The 17,450-nt window shown below is 69.7% G+C and carries 14 protein-coding genes; 1 reads left to right on the forward strand and 13 read right to left on the reverse strand.

All coding sequences use genetic code 11. The features are described from left to right. Positions 1–263: 263 nt before the first annotated feature. The 13 genes from AQJ66_RS41125 to AQJ66_RS03205 form a co-directional block, all read right to left on the reverse strand. Positions 264–1,322: an NUDIX domain-containing protein gene (locus tag AQJ66_RS41125; RefSeq protein ID WP_482255543.1), complete on the reverse strand. Its 1,059-nt coding sequence runs from the start codon at positions 1,320–1,322 to the stop codon at positions 264–266. Between the two features lie 305 nt (positions 1,323–1,627). Further along, positions 1,628–2,242 (reverse strand): GFA family protein, encoded by a 615-nt coding sequence (locus tag AQJ66_RS36900; RefSeq protein WP_079060035.1) that lies wholly within the window; start codon positions 2,240–2,242, stop codon positions 1,628–1,630. A 187-nt stretch (positions 2,243–2,429) separates the two neighbouring features. Continuing rightward, entirely contained in the window at positions 2,430–4,754 is a 2,325-nt protein-coding gene (gene fxlM / locus AQJ66_RS03155; protein ID WP_079060036.1) for a methyltransferase, FxLD system, read from the reverse strand. A gap of 50 nt (positions 4,755–4,804) precedes the next feature. Beyond that, complete coding sequence (locus AQJ66_RS03160) at positions 4,805–6,184, reverse strand: phosphotransferase (RefSeq protein ID WP_061915954.1); 1,380 nt, start codon at positions 6,182–6,184, stop codon at positions 4,805–4,807. Beyond that, a complete protein-coding gene (locus AQJ66_RS03165) occupies positions 6,181–7,017 on the reverse strand; it encodes a class I SAM-dependent methyltransferase (protein WP_061915957.1) in 837 nt (278 codons plus the stop codon). Before AQJ66_RS03165 ends, AQJ66_RS03160 begins: the two co-directional genes overlap by 4 nt. After that, positions 7,014–7,442, reverse strand: a complete 429-nt coding sequence (locus tag AQJ66_RS03170; RefSeq protein ID WP_006143063.1) for an HIT family protein — start codon at positions 7,440–7,442, stop codon at positions 7,014–7,016. The genes AQJ66_RS03165 and AQJ66_RS03170 overlap by 4 nt, the downstream gene beginning before the upstream one ends. Before the next feature lie 101 nt (positions 7,443–7,543). Continuing rightward, entirely contained in the window at positions 7,544–8,776 is a 1,233-nt protein-coding gene (locus AQJ66_RS03175; RefSeq protein ID WP_244162727.1) for a methyltransferase domain-containing protein, read from the reverse strand. Between the two features lie 191 nt (positions 8,777–8,967). Next, a complete protein-coding gene (locus AQJ66_RS03180) occupies positions 8,968–9,417 on the reverse strand; it encodes an NUDIX hydrolase (protein ID WP_006143061.1) in 450 nt (149 codons plus the stop codon). After that, positions 9,414–10,805, reverse strand: a complete 1,392-nt coding sequence (locus tag AQJ66_RS03185) for an MFS transporter (protein ID WP_061915960.1) — start codon at positions 10,803–10,805, stop codon at positions 9,414–9,416. Before AQJ66_RS03185 ends, AQJ66_RS03180 begins: the two co-directional genes overlap by 4 nt. A 275-nt stretch (positions 10,806–11,080) precedes the next feature. Next, positions 11,081–12,949 carry an ABC transporter ATP-binding protein gene (locus AQJ66_RS03190; protein ID WP_061915963.1) on the reverse strand — a complete coding sequence of 623 codons (1,869 nt, stop codon included), beginning with the start codon at positions 12,947–12,949 and terminating at the stop codon, positions 11,081–11,083. Between the two features lie 577 nt (positions 12,950–13,526). Beyond that, complete coding sequence (locus AQJ66_RS03195) at positions 13,527–14,624, reverse strand: DNA-3-methyladenine glycosylase family protein (RefSeq protein ID WP_061915966.1); 1,098 nt, start codon at positions 14,622–14,624, stop codon at positions 13,527–13,529. Next, positions 14,621–15,088: an NUDIX domain-containing protein gene (locus AQJ66_RS03200; protein WP_061915968.1), complete on the reverse strand. Its 468-nt coding sequence runs from the start codon at positions 15,086–15,088 to the stop codon at positions 14,621–14,623. Before AQJ66_RS03200 ends, AQJ66_RS03195 begins: the two co-directional genes overlap by 4 nt. A 470-nt stretch (positions 15,089–15,558) precedes the next feature. Then, positions 15,559–16,767: a hypothetical protein gene (locus AQJ66_RS03205; RefSeq protein WP_061915971.1), complete on the reverse strand. Its 1,209-nt coding sequence runs from the start codon at positions 16,765–16,767 to the stop codon at positions 15,559–15,561. Positions 16,768–16,933: 166 nt separating this feature from the next. Here AQJ66_RS03205 and AQJ66_RS03210 point away from each other — a divergent pair, with 166 nt between their 5' ends. Beyond that, positions 16,934–17,440 (forward strand): NUDIX domain-containing protein, encoded by a 507-nt coding sequence (locus AQJ66_RS03210; protein WP_061915974.1) that lies wholly within the window; start codon positions 16,934–16,936, stop codon positions 17,438–17,440. Positions 17,441–17,450 lie beyond the last annotated feature (10 nt).

Genomic DNA, 17,450 nt, shown 5'->3' on the forward strand with positions numbered 1-17,450 from the left:
TGCGCCCTGCCTCTACTTGACGGTAGTACCGCGGGAGCAGGTGCATGTGGTGCTCCCGCGGTCCACCTCCTGTCGCCGGGTTCGGGACGGATGAGATCGCCTGTTGGGTGTCGTCCGGCACACGTGCCTCCGATCGATGGTCTGGCTGGTCCAGAGTTGAGAAGGGCGGTCGTTCGTGTCAGCTCAGCCGCATCCCCTTCGCAGGGACTTCGTCGATTGCGGTGGGGCGAGCGGTGGGCAGGCCCCAACGCTCTCGGGCTGTCTCAGCGGCGAGTCGGGCTTGCCGCGCTCCTGGCGGGCCCCATCCCAGAAGGGCGGCTGCCTGGGCGGGGGTTGCGAGCAGGCGTGCGAAGGGGCGGCCGGTGGCGGGGTCGACGGTCGCCGGCCCGATATCGGTGACCCGTGCGGCTAGGCGGAGCCGGGCGTTGGGGCCCACTCCGCCGTAGACCTCGCCGGTCTCGTCCAGCACCCAGCCCAGTCGCACCGGGTCGGTCAGGGTGAGCTGGGCTTCCTCGGCGGCTTCGCGGTGGAGGGTGTCCTCGGGTGTCGTGTCGGTCCTTTCCACAGTGCCGCCTGGCAGCATGGGCAGGGCGCCCCGGGGGGCTTGGGTCGGCGACGAGGACGACCCGGCCGTCGGGCACGAAGCACCACGCCCAGGCTTGCTGCACGGAGAGCCGTTCAGGGACAGGGTCACGGTTGAGGGGGCTGTCCCACAGGGGCCGGTAGCGGACGTGGACGTCATGGCGGTCCAGGGGTGGGACATCGAGGATGTGCTGGCCGTCGGCGAGGTGGGCGGTGGCGGTGTTCCCGAGGCGGGCGCGGTAGGCGGCGAGCATGATCTGCCCGTCCACGGGGCGCAGCCGCTGCATCGCGTCCCGCGTTTCGAGGAAGGCGTACTCGGATAGTTCCTTGCGCGGCAGGCGGATCGCTTTCGCCTGGTCAGGGGTGAGGGTTCCGCCGTCGAAGACGTAGCGGATCTCTCCGGGGCATGGGATGCCGCGCCGGATGGCGGCGTGGTGTGACGAGAGGGAGTGGACGGCGAGCACGCTCGCCAGGGGCAGGTTCGGCAGACTCAGTTCTTCGGTGATCTCGCGTCGGCAGGCGTCGTGCGGGTGTTCGCCGGGTTCAACGACTCCTCCGGGCAACAGCCACCGGTCGTCCTCATGGTAGGTGGGGTGTACCAGCAGGACGCGGCCGACCTGGTCGGTGACGATCGCGGCGGCGCCGAGCCACACCGCGTGCCGGGAGGACACGGCGTACTGCGCTGCCGAGAGGGCAGCCCGAGGTGCAACGCGATCCGAAGGGGAAGCGGGGGAGGTCACGTGGCTCTGCCTTTCAGGACGGTGGGCGGGCGTGTCATGGCGCGGACGGGGGAGCGTGGATCAGGCGGCGCCGCCGCTCCGTCGCTGCAGCTCTCACTGGGACTGGAACAGCCTCGGTTCCTGGGTGAGTTGGTCGTAGGTGCTTTCCTGGATGATCTGTCCTTCGTCCAGGACGCCGATCCGGTTGCTGATGGCCACGTTGGTGAGTCGCGTTGGCGGCAGGGGTGTGGACTGTGCTGCCGATCGGCGTCCGCGAGCGGACGACCGGCATGCCTGGGCCGGCTTCGGCAGCCCGGCGACGGACATCAGCCGCTCGGCGTGCGGGCTGGTGATGAACCGCACGGTAGCGTGGCCGCGGACCGGGGCGGTTCTGGGGCGAGAGTGATCTTCATCCACGGAACGGCGTTCTCTCGGAAGGAATGCCCGACGGGCTCGATACCGCGTTGGTGGGGGAGGTCGAGACTGAAGCCGGTCACCATGATCATGTCTGTGGAGTCAGCGACGGAGATCAGGTGGGTGCCGCATCGGGGGCAGAACCCGCGGCGAAGGTCTGGCCATGTCGAGTACCAGGTTGGTTCACCGCCGGGGCCTGTCCAGGCCAGCCCGTTCTTGTGGAAGCCGACCCAGAGTACGGCTGGACCGCCGGAGATCCGGGTTTCGTGAGGACATGAGCACAGATGGGGATCATCCGGGAGGCCGCTTACCTCGTATGCGATGTCACCGCACTGGCATCGGCCGGTTCGGATCTCTGGGGCCAGGAGGGTGACAGCCTGTTTGGTGGCTTCGGATCCGTCGGCTTGCTGGCTCTCGGACACCAGGCGGGGCGGTGCGTGCACCAGCACCGGGTCACCGGAAGGACTGCGTGTGGTGTTGCAGATTTCGCGCTCGGTTTGTTCGGAGGGGCGGGTCGTCTCGGCCATGGATCTCCTCGGGGAAATGGGATGCGGACGGCAGGGTCGTGGAGGCTTCTAGCAGGTGCAGGGATCGATGGGTGGGACTCGACGCCCGTGAGCCGGGGTTCCGTCGGGCTCACGTATGCCGGACATAGCAGGCCGTCCTGGTCCGGCGCGCTTCAGCGTCAGCCCCACGTCTTTCGTCCGGCCGGGTCTACGGCGACGGCACACGGCCCGGCCACTGGAACACGAGGCGGCTGTGGGGCTTGTCCAGGACGTCGCCGGCGGGTAGCTGGCGGTCGGGGGTGCTAGCCGGGTGAACGGTCAGGACAGGGTCGTTTTGCTTGCCGTCGTTCGTGCGTACGTCGCGGTCCCAGGCTCTCACCGTGGCCGCCAGCTGCTCGGCGAGCTGCGGGCCGTGCTGGCCGAAGGCGTGGACGACCCACTCCCACTCCTTTTCGGCAGGGCTGTCACCGTGCCGGGTCTGGACGTGGATGAGGTAGGCCAGTGAGGCGTCGCCGAGGATCGCCGGCGCATCGCCGTCCTTCGCGATCTGGGTGACACCCGTGCCTTTTTCCCGGTGGGCGGACAGACGGACGAAGCCTGGCAATGTGGTGGCCGCGTAGAGCTGCAGCGAGCCGAAGTAGAAGGCCGCCCCCATGGTGACCCCGGTGGCGACCTGGTGGCGCGGCCCGCGCAGCGCCTCTTCCAATCCCTTCGTCGAGGCGGGGGTGCCGTCTTCGAATCGGAGCTTCAGCTCGCCGTCGAGGAGGTCCACGGCCGGGATAGGGCGGGCGTGTTCGCCCTGGGCGCGGAGGAATCCGCAGTGCGTGAACTTCCGCGCATGCAGTACCTCGCAGCGTCGCTCGAACGCGATCGCCCGGGTGTATCCGTGGATTTCGAGGGGCAGGACTAGGCGCCCGCCCTCAGCTACCTGCTCCCGCCAGGAGGGGGAGATGTCCCAGGAGTTGTAGGTGATCACGATTGCGTCGAAGCCGCCGCGCGGTACGAGGTGTGAGGGGGCGCCGAGTGCCGCATCGCCCTGGAACGCGGTGACACGGCCGCTGCCGGCCTCTGTGGTCAACCGCCGGGTGCGGTGTACGACGTAGGGGTCGATGTCGCCGGTGACCACCCTGCCCGTGGGGCCGGCCACATGGGCGATGAGCTCGGCGTTGTAGCCGCCGGATCCCGCCTCGAACACGATCGCTCCCGGCTTCAGGCACAGGCTTTGGAGCATGTCGGCCTGGAGCCAGGCAGCAGACACCGAACTGGTCGCCTTCCCCGTCTCGTCGCGGCGGGTGACGACGGCCCGGTCGCCGCCGTCGTACGCGGTCTTCAGGGCTTTCTCGGGGACGAAGCGGTGCCGGGGCACCGTGCGCAGCGCCTGCTGTACCGGTTCGGAGGGCGCCCAGCCGCCGTCGATGACCGTCTGGGTCATCTGCTGGCGCAGCCGGACAGCTTCGGCCGGTTCGCCGGGCACGGGCGGCTGGTCGATCGCGAGCGGATAGGAGTGGACCGGTGCAAGGCCAGGAATAACCCCGGGCCAGGTCGCGCCCAGGGCCTGCGCGGCTGGAGCGAACACGGGACCGAGGCAGGCCACGGCGTGCAGGTCATGCCACTCCCACCGGTCGAACAACTGCCGTTCGCGGTTGGCGAGGGTGCCGGACCATGCGGTGATACGGACGACCGCGGTGAGCCGCGGCACGCCGTGGCTGTCGTCGGCCAGCATCGTGACCACGTGTGCGTCCGAGGCCGAGGCGGTCAGGCCCGTCTCCTCGGCCAGTTCCCGAACCGCCGCCGCTTCGAAGGACTCCGCACCACTGGTCTTCCCGCCGGGAAGTTCCCACATGCCCCGGCGCGAGCGGCCGAGCAGGACCCGGCCGGCCTCGTCGGTGACGACCGCAAGGGCGCCTGTCACAGCCAGACCGGAGGGCGGTCGCTGCCGCTCCACCGCCCGGGTGCCGGTGTGGCACGGGCCGCGCAGGACCAGGACAGTGAGCTGGTCCGCCTCCAGCCGCTCGACGGTCTCCCAGCCTTCGGCGAGCAGGCGGACCTCGTCCTCGTCGAGGGCGATGTCCCGTCGTTCGGCCGGGGTGTGCTCGACCACGGGGGTGATGGCCACAAGCGTGCCGCCGGGCCGCAGTCGTTCACCGAGCCCGTGCAGGACGCGGCTGCGATCGCGCAGGAAGGGGTACATCAGCCGCATGGTGACCAGGTCGTAGCCGTCCTCGTGCAGATCTGCCGGGTCGTCGCGCTCGATGTCCAGGCAGATCCAGCGCACCCGCTCGACGTCGGCGTGTTCGTCCCGGGCCCGGGCGAGAGCACTGTCGGCGAAGTCGACGGCGTCCATCGTGTAGCCGAGGGAGGAAAGGTAGGCGGCCAGGCTGCCGGTGCCGCAGCCCACATCGAGCGCCCGTCCGCCGCCATCGGGAACGGGAGCGTGCTCGGCGAGCAGGGCCCGCTCGCGCTCACCGAGTTCCCGGAACCCCTTGCCGTCGGCATAGTGCTGCTGCCACTGGTCACGGACGACGTACGCCACGGGCGTGCTCCTCAACTGCTCTTCAGCTGGCGGGTGGTGTGGTGTGCTGGTCAAAGACGGTTCGTTGCGCGGAGCCGGGCCAGGGTGCGGCGGCCTCGCTCGACGAGTTCCGGATCGCCGTGGGCGGCGCCGTATTGGATGCCGGAGACGGCATCCAATACGGACAGGACGACCAGGTGCTCTTCTTCGGCGAGGGACAGGGGGCGGCCGTAGCCGGTCATCAGGGCCTCGTGCAGGTCCGGCCGTCCGTGCCAGGCGTCGGACAAGCGGACGAAGTCCCTGACGGCCGAACCGCCTTCGCTTCTTTCGAAGTCGATCACGTACAAGATGCCCGTCGACTGCTCCCAGCGAAGGTTCCGCCGCTGGAAGTCACCGTGCGTGGGAACCCTCTCCAGGGCCGGCAGACCAGAGGCCCCCTTTGCGGTGGCACGGATGAACGCCTCGTCCCCGGGCTCCAAGTAGGCGCGTGCGCGGTCGAGGTGCCGTTCCAGCTTCTCGAGCGGCAGAGAGTCGGGGAGGGGCGGCAGTGCCGGGGCGCTGCGGTGAATGGTTGCCGCGAGCTGCCCGATGCAGTGGAAGATCCGCCGCTCCTGGTCGGGCAGGTGGACGGCGCCGTGCAGGGAGCGGCCTGGCACCGTGGTGATGACGATGGCCCGCAGTGATTCGTCGGCGGCCACCAGACGGGGTGCCAGCGGGCCCAGACGGGGAACCCAGCTGCGGTATGCGGCCAACTCGCGCTGGTGGAAGCGGTCGTTCTGGTGGATCTTGACAAACCACACCCAATCCTCGGCATCGCGTGCCCGCCACACCTGACTGCCCTTGCGTGCCCAGGAGACATCCGTCCAGCCGGTGATCCTGCCGACCGCCCGCTCGACGAAGTCCCGCACCGCGTCCTCAGGGACCGTGCTGCTTGGACCGGCGTCGGGCACGAGGCGCAGCCGGTCGACGGCCGGGGCGTAGGCGATGGGATCGCCGGGTTCCTGGAAATGCAGGGCCATCCGGGCTCCGGCCCGGTAGGCGTCCAGCCCGGCCCGGCAGTAGGCCACCATGGGCTGCGGCAGCGCGTCGAGCGGGAACCAGCCCATAGCGTCGCACCGGTCCGGCTCCATGACGCGGGGGTTGCCGCGCCAGTGCCGGACCTCGAAGAAGAACCCGACGCGTGCGCCCCCGCCGGGGGAGCGGTGGTGCACGGTGACGGCCGCGCGGATATCAGCGGGGTCGACGATGACGCTGGTCTCCTCGCTGGTCTCCCGCACGAGCGCGGTGACGACATCCTCTCCGGGGTCGAGGTGACCAGATGGGAGATGCCACAGTCCTGTCGCGTAGACGTCGCCGGCCCGCCGGGACAGGAGCACTTCGGGGCCGGCCGCGGTATCGCGGACCGCGACCAGGTGCACGTCCAGCGGCTCGGTGTGCCGCCCCCCGCTCACCGGTCACCGCCGGGGCGGCGCGCGAGCAGCATGGTGAACACGGCGTCCTCGACGAGCCGTTCGCCTCGGGCGTGTTCCTCCAGCAGCAAGTGGGCCTCCTGCTCGAACCGTGCGTGCTGATCGCCGAAGAGCGCCGGGCGGGCGAAGCTCGTGCTGCGTAGATAACCGACCACGGCTGCGGGTGTCCACGTGCGGCGGACCGGGATCCGGTGCTCGCTGACGTCGCTGAACGCGGACTCGGCGAGGTCGTCCTCGTAGCGGCGCCCCGGCTCGGTGTACGCCCCAGCGGTGCCGGCCCGCCGCTCGGGGCCGAGGTAGGACTGGATGAGCCGCTGCAGATCTGCCGTCCACTGCGCTTGGTAGGTCCAGAGGCTGCCATCCCCCATGATCGCCACGCCGGCCCCGGGAGCGGTGACGCGGTCGGCCATCGTGAGGACCGCGGGGCGGGGCATCCAGTGAAACGCCCGCGCGCAGGTGACCAGGTCCGCTCGGTAGCCGTCGAACGGCGGCGTGAAGTCCTCGGCCCGCACGCAGTGGAAGCCAGCGGGACTGTCACCCAGGAGCGGGGCGAGGGTTTCAGTGGCCTCGCGGAGCATCCCTGGGTCCGGATCCACTAGGTCCAGGCGGGCCTCATGCGCAAGAGCGGGGAGCAGCGCAGCTGCAACCTGCCCGGTCCCGGAGCCGAGATCGAGCACGACAGGCCGAGCGACACCTCTCACTGTGCCGACGAGTAGGCGGACCGCTTCGGACGGGATGCCCGGCCGGTATCGGGCGTAATCGGCCGCCGCAGAGGCGAACAGGTCCCCGGACTCTTCATCCGGGCGGCCCCTCATGCCTGCTCCAGCAGCGCGCGCAGCGCGGCGGCGTCCGCCTGGAGCTGTACTTCGTCCGGGCGGTTTGTATCTAGGGCCGTCCACGGGAGCGGCCCGCCTGGCGCCGGGTCGGCGTGGTCGGCGTAGCGGGGAACGATGTGGGTGTGGAGGTGGGGCACCACGTTGCCGAGCGTGGAGTAGTTCATCTTCATCGGCTGGTAGAACGCCGTCAGGGCCTTGCCGAGCGTGAGGGTGTCGGCCCAGTACGCGGCGGCGTGGGCGTCTGAGAGGTCGGTGGGCTCGGCGACGTGCGGTGCGCCGCGGTGAATGAGTACGCAGTAGCCCCGGACCTGGCCCGAGCGCCACAGGTAGGCGTTGGCCACTTCGCCCTGGTGGAGCAGGATGCCCCAGCCGATGTCTTCGGCGGCGAAGTCGTTGTCACACATGGGGCAGCCCTGGCCGTCGCGGTGGCGGAGGAATTCCTCGGACCACCCAGCCGGTCGACTGGGGCCGTCGGCGGGCGGGGGAACGGGGTGCCGTTGCTGGGTCATGGACAACTCCCGAGCGATGGAGACGTCTGGTGGGGGACGGCGGCGAGCGGGGGCAGCGTCCAGGTGAGGGCCATCCGGCCGGGACCGGAGGCGACGCGCTGCGGGCCCCCGCCGTCCGGAATATCGACCCGGTACGTGTCCGGACGGCCCGCCCGCTCCCAAGCGTCGTGGACGTTTTCGAGTTCGGCCCACACATCACGCGGCCCGTGCACGCGGACCGTGCCGTCGCCGGGGCCGACCACCGCCCAGGAATCCTCCTCCGGGGCGACGATGGTCATCGTGTCGGCCTGGAAATCCCTGACCAAGCCCGGTGCCAGGTACGCGGCGGCGATCCAGAAGCCGTGGGCGTCATCGTCGGGCGGCGCGAGCCGGGTTGGGCGCGGTCGGCCGGGGTCAGCCTTGACCTTGGGCCGGTGGGTCACGGCGGTGAGCCACTCGTAGCCGAGCAGGGGCCGGTGGCCGCGCGGCCTGCCCGTCAGCACCGCCTGAAGCCTGCCCTTCATCGTGCGAGTGGCGCGCATCTGACCTGGCCAGCTGGGCGTTCTGGTCACGAGCGTGGTCAGCAGCGTTCCGCCGGGGGCGAGCTGCTCCACCCAGGCCAGCGGGATGCAGGGCACGCCGATGCCGGAATGGATCCGGTCATACGGTGCCCCGGTGGCGTGTCCGTTGAGCGCGTCACCTTCGACGACCGTCGCTCCCAGTCCTAGCCGGTCCAGGTTCCGCTGGGCGAACACGCTCATGTGCGGATCGCGTTCGACCCCGGTGGCACGGCCAGGGCCCGTGATGGCAGCGGCGAGCGCCAGGGAGATCCCCGGACCCGAACCAAGGTCCAGGAACCGCTGCCCGCAATCCAGTTGGAGGCATTGCAACACCTCGACGGTGGCAGGGGCGTAGGTGCTCATGGAGGTCATGTGGCCGCCGGTCACCGGTCCTCGGCGAAGGGCGTCCAGCGGCTCGCCGTCGCGCTGGAGCAGGACGGAGTCGCCGCTGTGGACGAGGTCGAGCCACTCCGCTTGGTCGTCGGGGTGCGAGCCGTCGAGGAGCCGCCAGTCGATCGGATCCGCGCCTGGGCCGCTGACCCGGACGTATGCGTGGGGGAGAAGGACTTCCCGCCGCACACGTAGGAGGGCATCGCGCAGCCGCGGGTCGGTCAGCACGCCGTCGGCGACGAGGCGGTCGACCATCGCGGTGCGGGCGGCGGCTGTTGCGGCGAGCAGGTCAGCGGACATCCTTGGACGGTGTGACGTGCTCGATGCAGAACCCTCTCCTCCTTCCTGACCGGTTGGGCCTACGGCCGTTCTTGCAGTGCTTGCACCGCAAGGCGCGGGTGTATCCGGGATCTGTGCGCGGTGTTTGCAAGAGGAGTCCGGCTGTTGGGCGGCTTCAGGACCAGGCCGGTGCGTGTCCATCTCCGGGGCGCTCACTTCCGCCGCTCCCAACCGATCTCGGTATACAGCCGGCCGGCACGAATCCCCTCGATGGCCGCTCGGGTGTAGGGAACGGTCGGCTCCGGCAGGCCGTCGACAGGCCACCAGGCCCAACGCAGGCACTTGTCCGGCTCCAGCACGCGGGGCTCGCCCTCCCACCGGCTGGCCCGGAAGAAGAAGCCCACGCGCGGGACGGCGTCCTCGTGGTCGAGGAGGTGCACCGTATGCACGAGGACGAGGTCCTCCTCGGCGACGACCAGCTTCGCCTCCTCCCGCGCCTCCCGTGCCACGCAGGTCCGGGCCGGTTCTCGTTCCACATGGCCTGCCAGCAGATGCCACTGGCCGCCCGCGTATGCCGAATCCGGGTGCCGCTGCCCGAGCAGCACCATCCCGTCCCGCTCCAGGTACAGGTGACCGCCGATCACGTTCAGTTCCGCGCTCACGCCGTACCACCTCCGCCCACCGCGGGATTGCGCTGTCCGTCGTCGGCGGGGGCGGCGCCGGGTGAAGGTGAGGGGGAGGGGACGGGTGGTTGCACGAGTGGATCTCCTGGATGGGAGGGGGCAGGCTGGGCTCCGGGCATCTGGCGGAGGCCGCGTAGTGGGGAGCGGTAGAGGACCACGAGGGGGACGAGGAGCAGGCAGGTGCCGACGATCAGGGTGGGCCGTACCCCGATCCGCGTCCCGAGGCCGCCCGCGACCAGGGCGGCCACCGGCCGGGCGCCTGAGGTGAGCCAGGTACTCACGGCCTGCATGCGGGCCTGCATGTCATCGGCGGTGACGACCTGACGAATGGAGCGCTGGGTGGTTCCCGCCGCCGCGGCGCAGGCCAGCTGGAGAAACAGGGCGGCGCCGATGCCGATCTGCCAGGTCAGGGCTGGGGAAGCGAGCAGCAACGGGATCTGGGTGAGCGGGGTGAGCGCGAGCGCGACGAGCATCATCGGCCCGGCCCCGTACCGTCGCGTGAGGGCCGGGGCGGCAAGTGCTCCTGCCGCCGCGCCGAGGGCTCCCAGCCCCAGGACCACGCCGAAGGCGGTCGGGCTCATCGAAAGGGACTTGAGCAGGTACAGGGCCCACAGGGTGTTGAGGAGTGCCAGGGCGAACGAGGTAGTCGCGTTGACCAGGGTCAGTGTGCGCAGCCGGTGGTCGCGGTGTACGTACCGCAGGCCCTCCCCGATCTCGGTGTGCACACGGTGGCTTCCGGCTTGCGCCCGGGTGGTCTCGCGTGTCTGGATGCGGGCGGTGCACCAGGCACTGACGAGGTAGGAGCCGACGTCACCGAGCAGTGCCCGGGCTGGTCCGAGGAGCGCGGTCAGGCCGGCGCCGAGGTTGCTGCCGGCGGTGGCGGCGACGGCGAACACGGCGCCGATACGGCTGTTGCTCCGTTGGATCAGGGACCGGTCGACCAAGCTGGGCAGGAGACTGATCGCGGCGGCATCATGCAGCACGCCTGCCGCACCCTGCACCGCGGCGACCACCATGAGCTGGGTCAGGGACAGCCTGTCCAGCGCCGCCGCTGTGGGCACGCTGGCCAGCGCGGCGGCGCTGACCAGATCTCCGGTGATCATCTGCTTCCGCTTGGAGCGCCGGTCGGCCAGCGCTCCGGCGTACAACGCCAGAAGAGCGGGCGGGAGTTGGCCCATGAACGTGATCCAGGCAACCTGGGCAGGGCTGGCATCCAGTTCGAGAACAGCCAGCACGGGCAGGGCCATCGCGCTGATCGAGCTGCCGGCCACGCTGGCGGCCTGGCCGGTCAGGTATCGACGGAAGTCCTGGTGCCGCCACAGCGACGTCCCTCCGGCCGACGAGATGGGGTCACACGGGGAGGACATGACGTACCCCCTCGGCTCCCGTCGGGCGCACGCCCGGCACGACCGTGGCTGCGTGATCGTGTTGCTCGTGCATCCCAGGCACCGCGGTGTCCACGCCCGGGTCGCTGCCCCGGATACAGCTGCGGAGCAGAAACCCCTTCGGCCGCAGTAGGGGGCGTCAGATGGATGTGGGCCGGTCAGCACATCGGCATCCGGACGGGCAAGCATGGCGGTGTGCTGTGTGCTCACGGCGGCGGACAGGTCTGTAAGCACGATGCTCTTCCGCGGGCGTGTGCTCATGCGGATGCCTGCCGCTGTTCGTCATCGTCCCGGGCATCCGAGGAGACCTGGCACGACAACAGCTCTCGGAACAGACCCGGTTGCTCGGCCAGCTCTTCGTAGGTGCCCTCCTGCACGACCCTGCCCTCGTCGAGCACGACGATCCGGTCGGCTACGGCGACGCTGGTGATGCGGTGGGTTACCAGCAGTACCACCCGGTCCCGGGCAAGACCCCGTAGCCGCTGGAAAATCCGGTACTCGGCAAGCGGATCGAGGTTCGCGGTCGGCTCGTCAAGGACCAATAGTCCCGCTTGGCGGAAGAACGCCCTTCCGAGAGCGATGCGCTGCCACTGGCCCCCGCTCAGTTCTTCCCCGTTGAGCCACTCGCGGGCGAGAAGGGTGTCCAACCCGGCGCCGAGCTTGTCGACGACCTCGTCGGCGCCAGCGGCCTCACACGCCTCGCGTACCGCCGCGTCCCCACGCGCCGTGGGCTGCCCGAGGGTGATGTTCTCCCGCACCGTCAAAGGCCAACGCGCGTAGGTCTGGGGTACCAGGGCCACCTGCTGCCACAGCGCCTGCGGCTCGGCGTCGCCGGTGGGAACGCCGTCCCACAGCACCTGCCCGTCGGTGGGCAGGTAGAGGCCGCTGATCAATTTCGACAGCGTCGACTTACCCGAGCCGTTGAAGCCGACCAGGGCAGTGACCTCACCCTGGCGCAGGGTGAGCGTCACGTCGGACAGAGCGTCTTGGTTCTTGCCCGCGTACCGGTGCGTGACCGACTTGATCTCGATCTTCTTCGGAGGCCCCGGGCGATGCGTGCCCCGGCGCATGCGGAACCCTCCGGCCTTGTCCAGGAAGCCGCTCCAGTCGTCCATGTACAGGCCCGTGCGCACGGCGCGCGCCCCTACCGAGACCAGACCGCGGACCGACTGGCCCACCGTCTGCAAGGCGAACACAGCCGTCCCGGCGTGCCCGACGCTGATGCGGCCGGTGGCCAGCAGCCACACGACCGCCGCCCATACGACTGCCGAACCCACACCGCCGCACAGCGCGCCGATCAAGGACATGCGGGCCGCCTTGTCAGCGGCGGCGCGGTCCTCGCGGTTGATCCGGGCGACCGTCTGCCGGTACCGGCCGGAGAGGAAACCGGCCATGGTGCCGGCACGGATCTGGTCGGCAGCCTCCTTCGTGTAGATGTGCCAGCGCAGAATCGACAGCATCCGCAGATCGCCGTTGCTGCGCAGATTTGCCAGGTATCGCACCCGTGCGGCGCTGACCTGTGCCAGGGCCTGCGGCAGGCTGGCGGCGACCAGAAGGGGGAGAAGGACCCAGTGCACGCCGGCCAGCACGATCGCTCCAGCGACGAAGGAGGCCGACGAGGCGATCAGGTCCTGCCCCTCGTTGATCAGGTCCCCAGTGACTTGCGCCCCGCGGTCGGCGGCTTCGCGGTCGTGGTTGAAGTCGGGCTCGTCATAGGCGCACAGCTCCACCTCGGCGCAGCCGGTGAGCAGCATCTGCTCGGCCTCGCGCGACATCAGTGGGCCCAACCGGGAAGACAACCAGGAGACGGTGATCCCCAGAAGGGCGCGTACGCCGGCGGTGCCGGCCAGCAGGGCCACAGAAGGCCACGCCTGAAGGAGCCGCTGGTAGACGTCTCCGCTGGTCAGCAGGGCGGTCAGGGTGCCGCTGATGGCGACCAGGCCGAGGGCTTGCATCACGCCGGTGACGGCCTGGCACAGCAGGAGACCGATGGTCGCTCGGCGGTCGACCCGCCATGCGAGAGCCAGTGACCGGCGTACCAACTGCGGCAGCCGCCGGGCCATATCGCGCATCCTGATCGAACGGCCGGCCGCTTCATGGCTGCCCGTCAGATCGATGTACCGCATCTGCGGCTCCCTGGCAGCCGTTTCCGATGGCTCATCCGGCTCGGCTGTAGAGGACGCGTCGGGCCCGGTCGTCGGTCCGGGAGGCAACGAGGAGGGTGTGGACTCCAGCGGGGCGGTGCGCGGCCCCGGGATGTTGTCGGGTGATGCATCGGTGGGCTCACTCATGCTGCCCACCTCGTATCCGGTCGTGCTGCGCGCTGGGCAGCGGCGTCAACTTGCCGCCCGGATCGTGCGGAGCACGGGACAGCCGGCATGGGACGTTCGAATGCGGCGATGGGATTCGCAGGGACGGGCACAGGGTTCACGGAGTCCTCCAGATGGACGCACGAGGGGTACTGGTGCTCTAACAACGGCCCCCGGACGGGTCTGTCACGGGCAGATCCGGGGCAGATAGTGGACGGATGTTCTATTGGGTGGCCAGGGTCAAGCGGGCCTTGTCGTGGGTCGCGCCTGTGTCGCTCGAACAGCTGGGATAACCCTTTCGAGGTATTGCGGGGGGATCCCGTCGGGCGCGGTGGGGCATGGCAACGAGGAGCAGCGGCGGCGGTGGCGTCCGCTGCTCTCGACCTGGGGCGGGTCAGGTTCCGGTCTGCTCCAGGGCCGCGTTCCATGCGGTGAGGGCGTCGGGGCCGGAACGCAGGAGCGAGGCGACGGGATTGGTCAGGTACTCGTGCTCGACGAGGTAGAGGCCGGCGGTGCCGGCGTAGCCGGGGAACAGTTCGTTGAGGCGGGTCATCACGGTCTCCGGCGCGGCGTCGTTAGCGTCGAGGAGGCGGCGCGCAAGGATCTTGCGGTTCCACACGTCGATGCCGAAGGCGGCAGGGGCGCGGGAAGCGTGGGAGGCAATTACCGCGGCGGTGTAGGGGCCCACTCCTTTGATTTCTTGGACGGCCTCCATCAGGTTTCCGGCAGCCTTGAGGTCCTCGGTGCTGTGGTCGCGGAAGTAGGCCGCGTAGTGCGGAAGGCTTTTGGCGCGAAAGCCCAGCCGGTCCCGTTCCTTCAGCGTCTCGGGCGGAACGTGGGCGATCTCGTCTGGGGTGAACCAGGCCCGCAGCGTGATCCCGTCGAAGTGGACGAGATGGCCGTAGTGGGCCAGCAAATTGCGGGTCATCTGGGCGGTGCGGCGGATGGTGACGTTCTGCAGCAGCAGGGCGATCACGGCGATCTCGAAGTGGTCCTCCGGGCACGACTGCCGCATCCCGCCCAGGACTGCGAGTGCCTCGCGCATTGCGGGCACATGGGACGCGAGTTCCGCGAACGCCGCATGGTCTTCGTCCAACCCGTATGAAGAGATGAGCCGGCGCGTCAGCTCCTCGCGGTCGGCGGGCTTGAAGTCACCGGCGGTGTAGATGTCGGCGATCACGGTGCGGTCCTCGGCATGCAGCCGGACTCCGACCACGAGGTCGCCGACTCGGAAGGTACGCCAGCTGCAGGACTCGGTGTGGGCTTCCAGGCCGGTGGCGTAGTGGGACGGCTTCCAGAAGGTGTGCAGGGCGTTGAATGGACCGTCGCCGGTGACGGGCAGTTCGAGGGTGTCGGTGTGGTCGAGGGTGCGGGGGTTCACGTCATGCTCCTGGGTGGCGGCCGTGGGTCGCAGGGGGCCGCCGAACAGCTCGTGTTCGGCGTCGGAGACCTGCGGATCGGCCATCGTGACCGGGCCGAAGAATCTCTTCACCGGGCGCCTCCCGCAGGCCAGTTGATGGCCCGGTAGGACGGGCCGTGGGTGAGCATGTGGAAGATGGTGGCGGTGTAGGGGTGACAGTCCGGCGACGGTCGTTCCATCGGCACCCAGAAGAGCCCTTCGTGTTTGTGCGGCTCGGCGTTGTACGGCTCACCCGTCCACGACTGCGCCACGAACACGGCGGTGATCCGGTCCAGGCCACCGTCGGAGTCGTGGTGGTGGATTAGCCCGCAGAACTCCTGCTGCTCAGCAGTGATAAGGACCCCCACCTCCTCCATGGCCTCGCGTCGCGCAGCATGGTCGAGTGGTTCACCGACTTCCAGGTGACCGCCCACGACAGTGAGCTGTCCCGGTGCGAGGGCGGCGTCCAGTGCGCGGCGTACGCACAGGGCGGCGCCGTTCGTACGGAGCAGGACCTGTGCCACGTCGGCGATCAGCTGGTGAGGCGAGTCGCTCACGGGCGGCCCTCCTGTACCAGGCGTTCTACGGTGTGCCGACCGTTGGTCACGAGGGCACCGCCGTGCCGAAAGCTATGGGTGAGAACGGAGGACGGGAGAGGTGCGGGCTGCGTCATGCCAGGTACCTCGTATCCGGTCGTGACCCGTCGTCGAGCAGAGCTGCGCGACCGGAGGTGAGGCGAAGGCTGGCGCCCGAGGAGGTAGCGGCATTTTCGAACGCAGGATGAACGAGTCCAGGGCGGCGTACGGGATGCATGGGGACTCCTCGGGGCAAGATGCGGACAGGTGATCGGGTAACGGCGGTCCTGCTGTAGCCGTAACGGGTGGAGGAGGGCGAAATCTAGAGCGTGATTTCGAATACCGGGCTCTCTCCTTGTGTGGTCGGGTGGGGCGGGCTGTGATGCAGTGTTCGATCACTCATGTGGGTTGCGGTACCTCCTGCGGGGGATTGCCGGGGGGCGCTTGGTCGGTCATGGCGTGGCGAGGTCCGGGCGGAGGGCGATGGCGTCGCGAAGGAAGCTGCGCTTGGAGTAGAAGGTGTGCTCGGCGGTCCAACCGTGACTGGCGAGGTACTCGCAGAGCCAGCTGTCGATCCGCTTCATCTCGATGAGGATCTCGTCCTGGTGGTGGTCGAGGATGCTGCGTGAGCGGAGGTACTCCAGCTCGCACTGGGAGAGCACCACGTCGGGGGCCGCCAGGAGGGCGCAGCGGTCGAGGAAGATGCCGTAGACGTGTCCGGTGCGCAGCGACTCGCACTGGATGTCGTAGCGGACGCGCTGGAAGGGCGGCATGGCCCGGACCTGGAGGTTCAGGTCTTCGCGCAGGAACGTCTCGAAGCGGTCGGGGGTGATGTCGAGGCCAGGGGTGAGTTCCTCGCGGCGGGCGAAGGCGTCCTCGGTGAACCACTTTCGTTTGAGCACGTGCCCGGCGGTGACGGTGGGGATGAAGGAGGCGTAGCCGATCTCGGGCTCGGGGCCGGTGACGTCGAACAGATGGTTCTCGGTGTGGTGGATCTGGAACTCTTCCCGGTACTCCGGACGGCAGCCTTCCAGCTTGCCGTCGCGAAGTGCCTTGAGCAGTTCCATGGACGCGGACCAGATGTCCGGTGCCGGGTCGAGGGTGTATTTGATCTCCAGCTCAGTGCCGGAGAAGTGCTTGCGGAAGTACCGCAGATGGTTGTTGAGCGCCGTACTCGACTCTGCGTGCGCCGTCAGCACGGGGTCGAACCAGCGCAGTTCCTCGACCGGGCCGTGGCCGACTGGTTCCCGGGTGGTGCGGACGAAGCAGGCGTCCTCGGGGTGAAAGCGGATCTGAGCGTACGCGTGGTAGCCGCCGCCGGGGTGTTCGGCCAGGTAGCACAGCGGCACCAGGCCGGGGGCGGCCTCGGTACCGACCAGGCCGCGCAGGGCGGGGCCGGCGATGGCGTCGGGGAACAGTTCGCCGCCGTGGATCCTGGCCGCCCCGAGCCGGGTGCCGCCGGGCTGCAGCGCTTCGGCCGGGCAGGGCCCCAGCGCGTTCCAGCGGACGATCACGGTGGTGGCCGGCCGGCATACCTCCTGCGGTGGCACCCGTACGAGCACGATCGGCTCGTCTGGTCGCCGTGGCGCGGTGCGGTTGAGGAGGTGGACGCCGCCGAGGACGACCCAGGCTCCCCGGTACGAGGGCTGCTCATCGTGCACGCTGGTCTCCTTCGTGTGAAGCGGGTGCCACGGGTGATCGCCCTGCAGCCCGAAGGGGCCACCGGGTCGGCCGGACCTCCCCGTATGGCTGCCTGCTCGTCGCTGCGACGTCCGGCCGGTTCGTCGGCCTAGGGTGGGGCGGGTGAGTCATGGTGAAGTTGGTCAGATGATCTTGGGCGAGGCTGTTGCGGATGCCCGCCTCGCCGCGTGGGAGTTCGACGGTGCACGGGCCTGGCTGGAGGAAGCCCGCCGGCATCCCATGGAGCCGCTGGCGGCCGAGGTGTGGGTCACCGACCCTGCTTTCGAGCACGTCCTGCTGGTCAAGCACCGCGTGCGCGGATGGGTGCCGCCGGGCGGCAAGGTGGAGCCGGGCGAGGCGCCGCGTGCGGCGGCGGCACGAGAGCTGCTGGAGGAGACCGGCCTGCGCACCGAGTTGCTGCCCGAGCCCGCGGCCGTGGCGGTGCGTTCCTACCGGGCCGACTGGTCTCCGACCCTGGGCCTGTCCTACGCCGCGATCGTGGGACGCGACGTGCCGCTCGCCGGGGAGCAGAACCAGCCGGCGGCATGGTTCCGTCTGGACACAGGCTGGGACAGTGTCTTCCCCGAGGACCGCGAGCGGATCCGTGCGCACGCTCGCCGTCTGGCAGCCGGCCGGGCGGTCGGCTCCCGCTGAGGTAGGTCCC

The organism is Streptomyces bungoensis (assembly GCF_001514215.1).
Taxonomy (GTDB): Bacteria; Actinomycetota; Actinomycetes; order Streptomycetales; family Streptomycetaceae; genus Streptomyces; species Streptomyces bungoensis.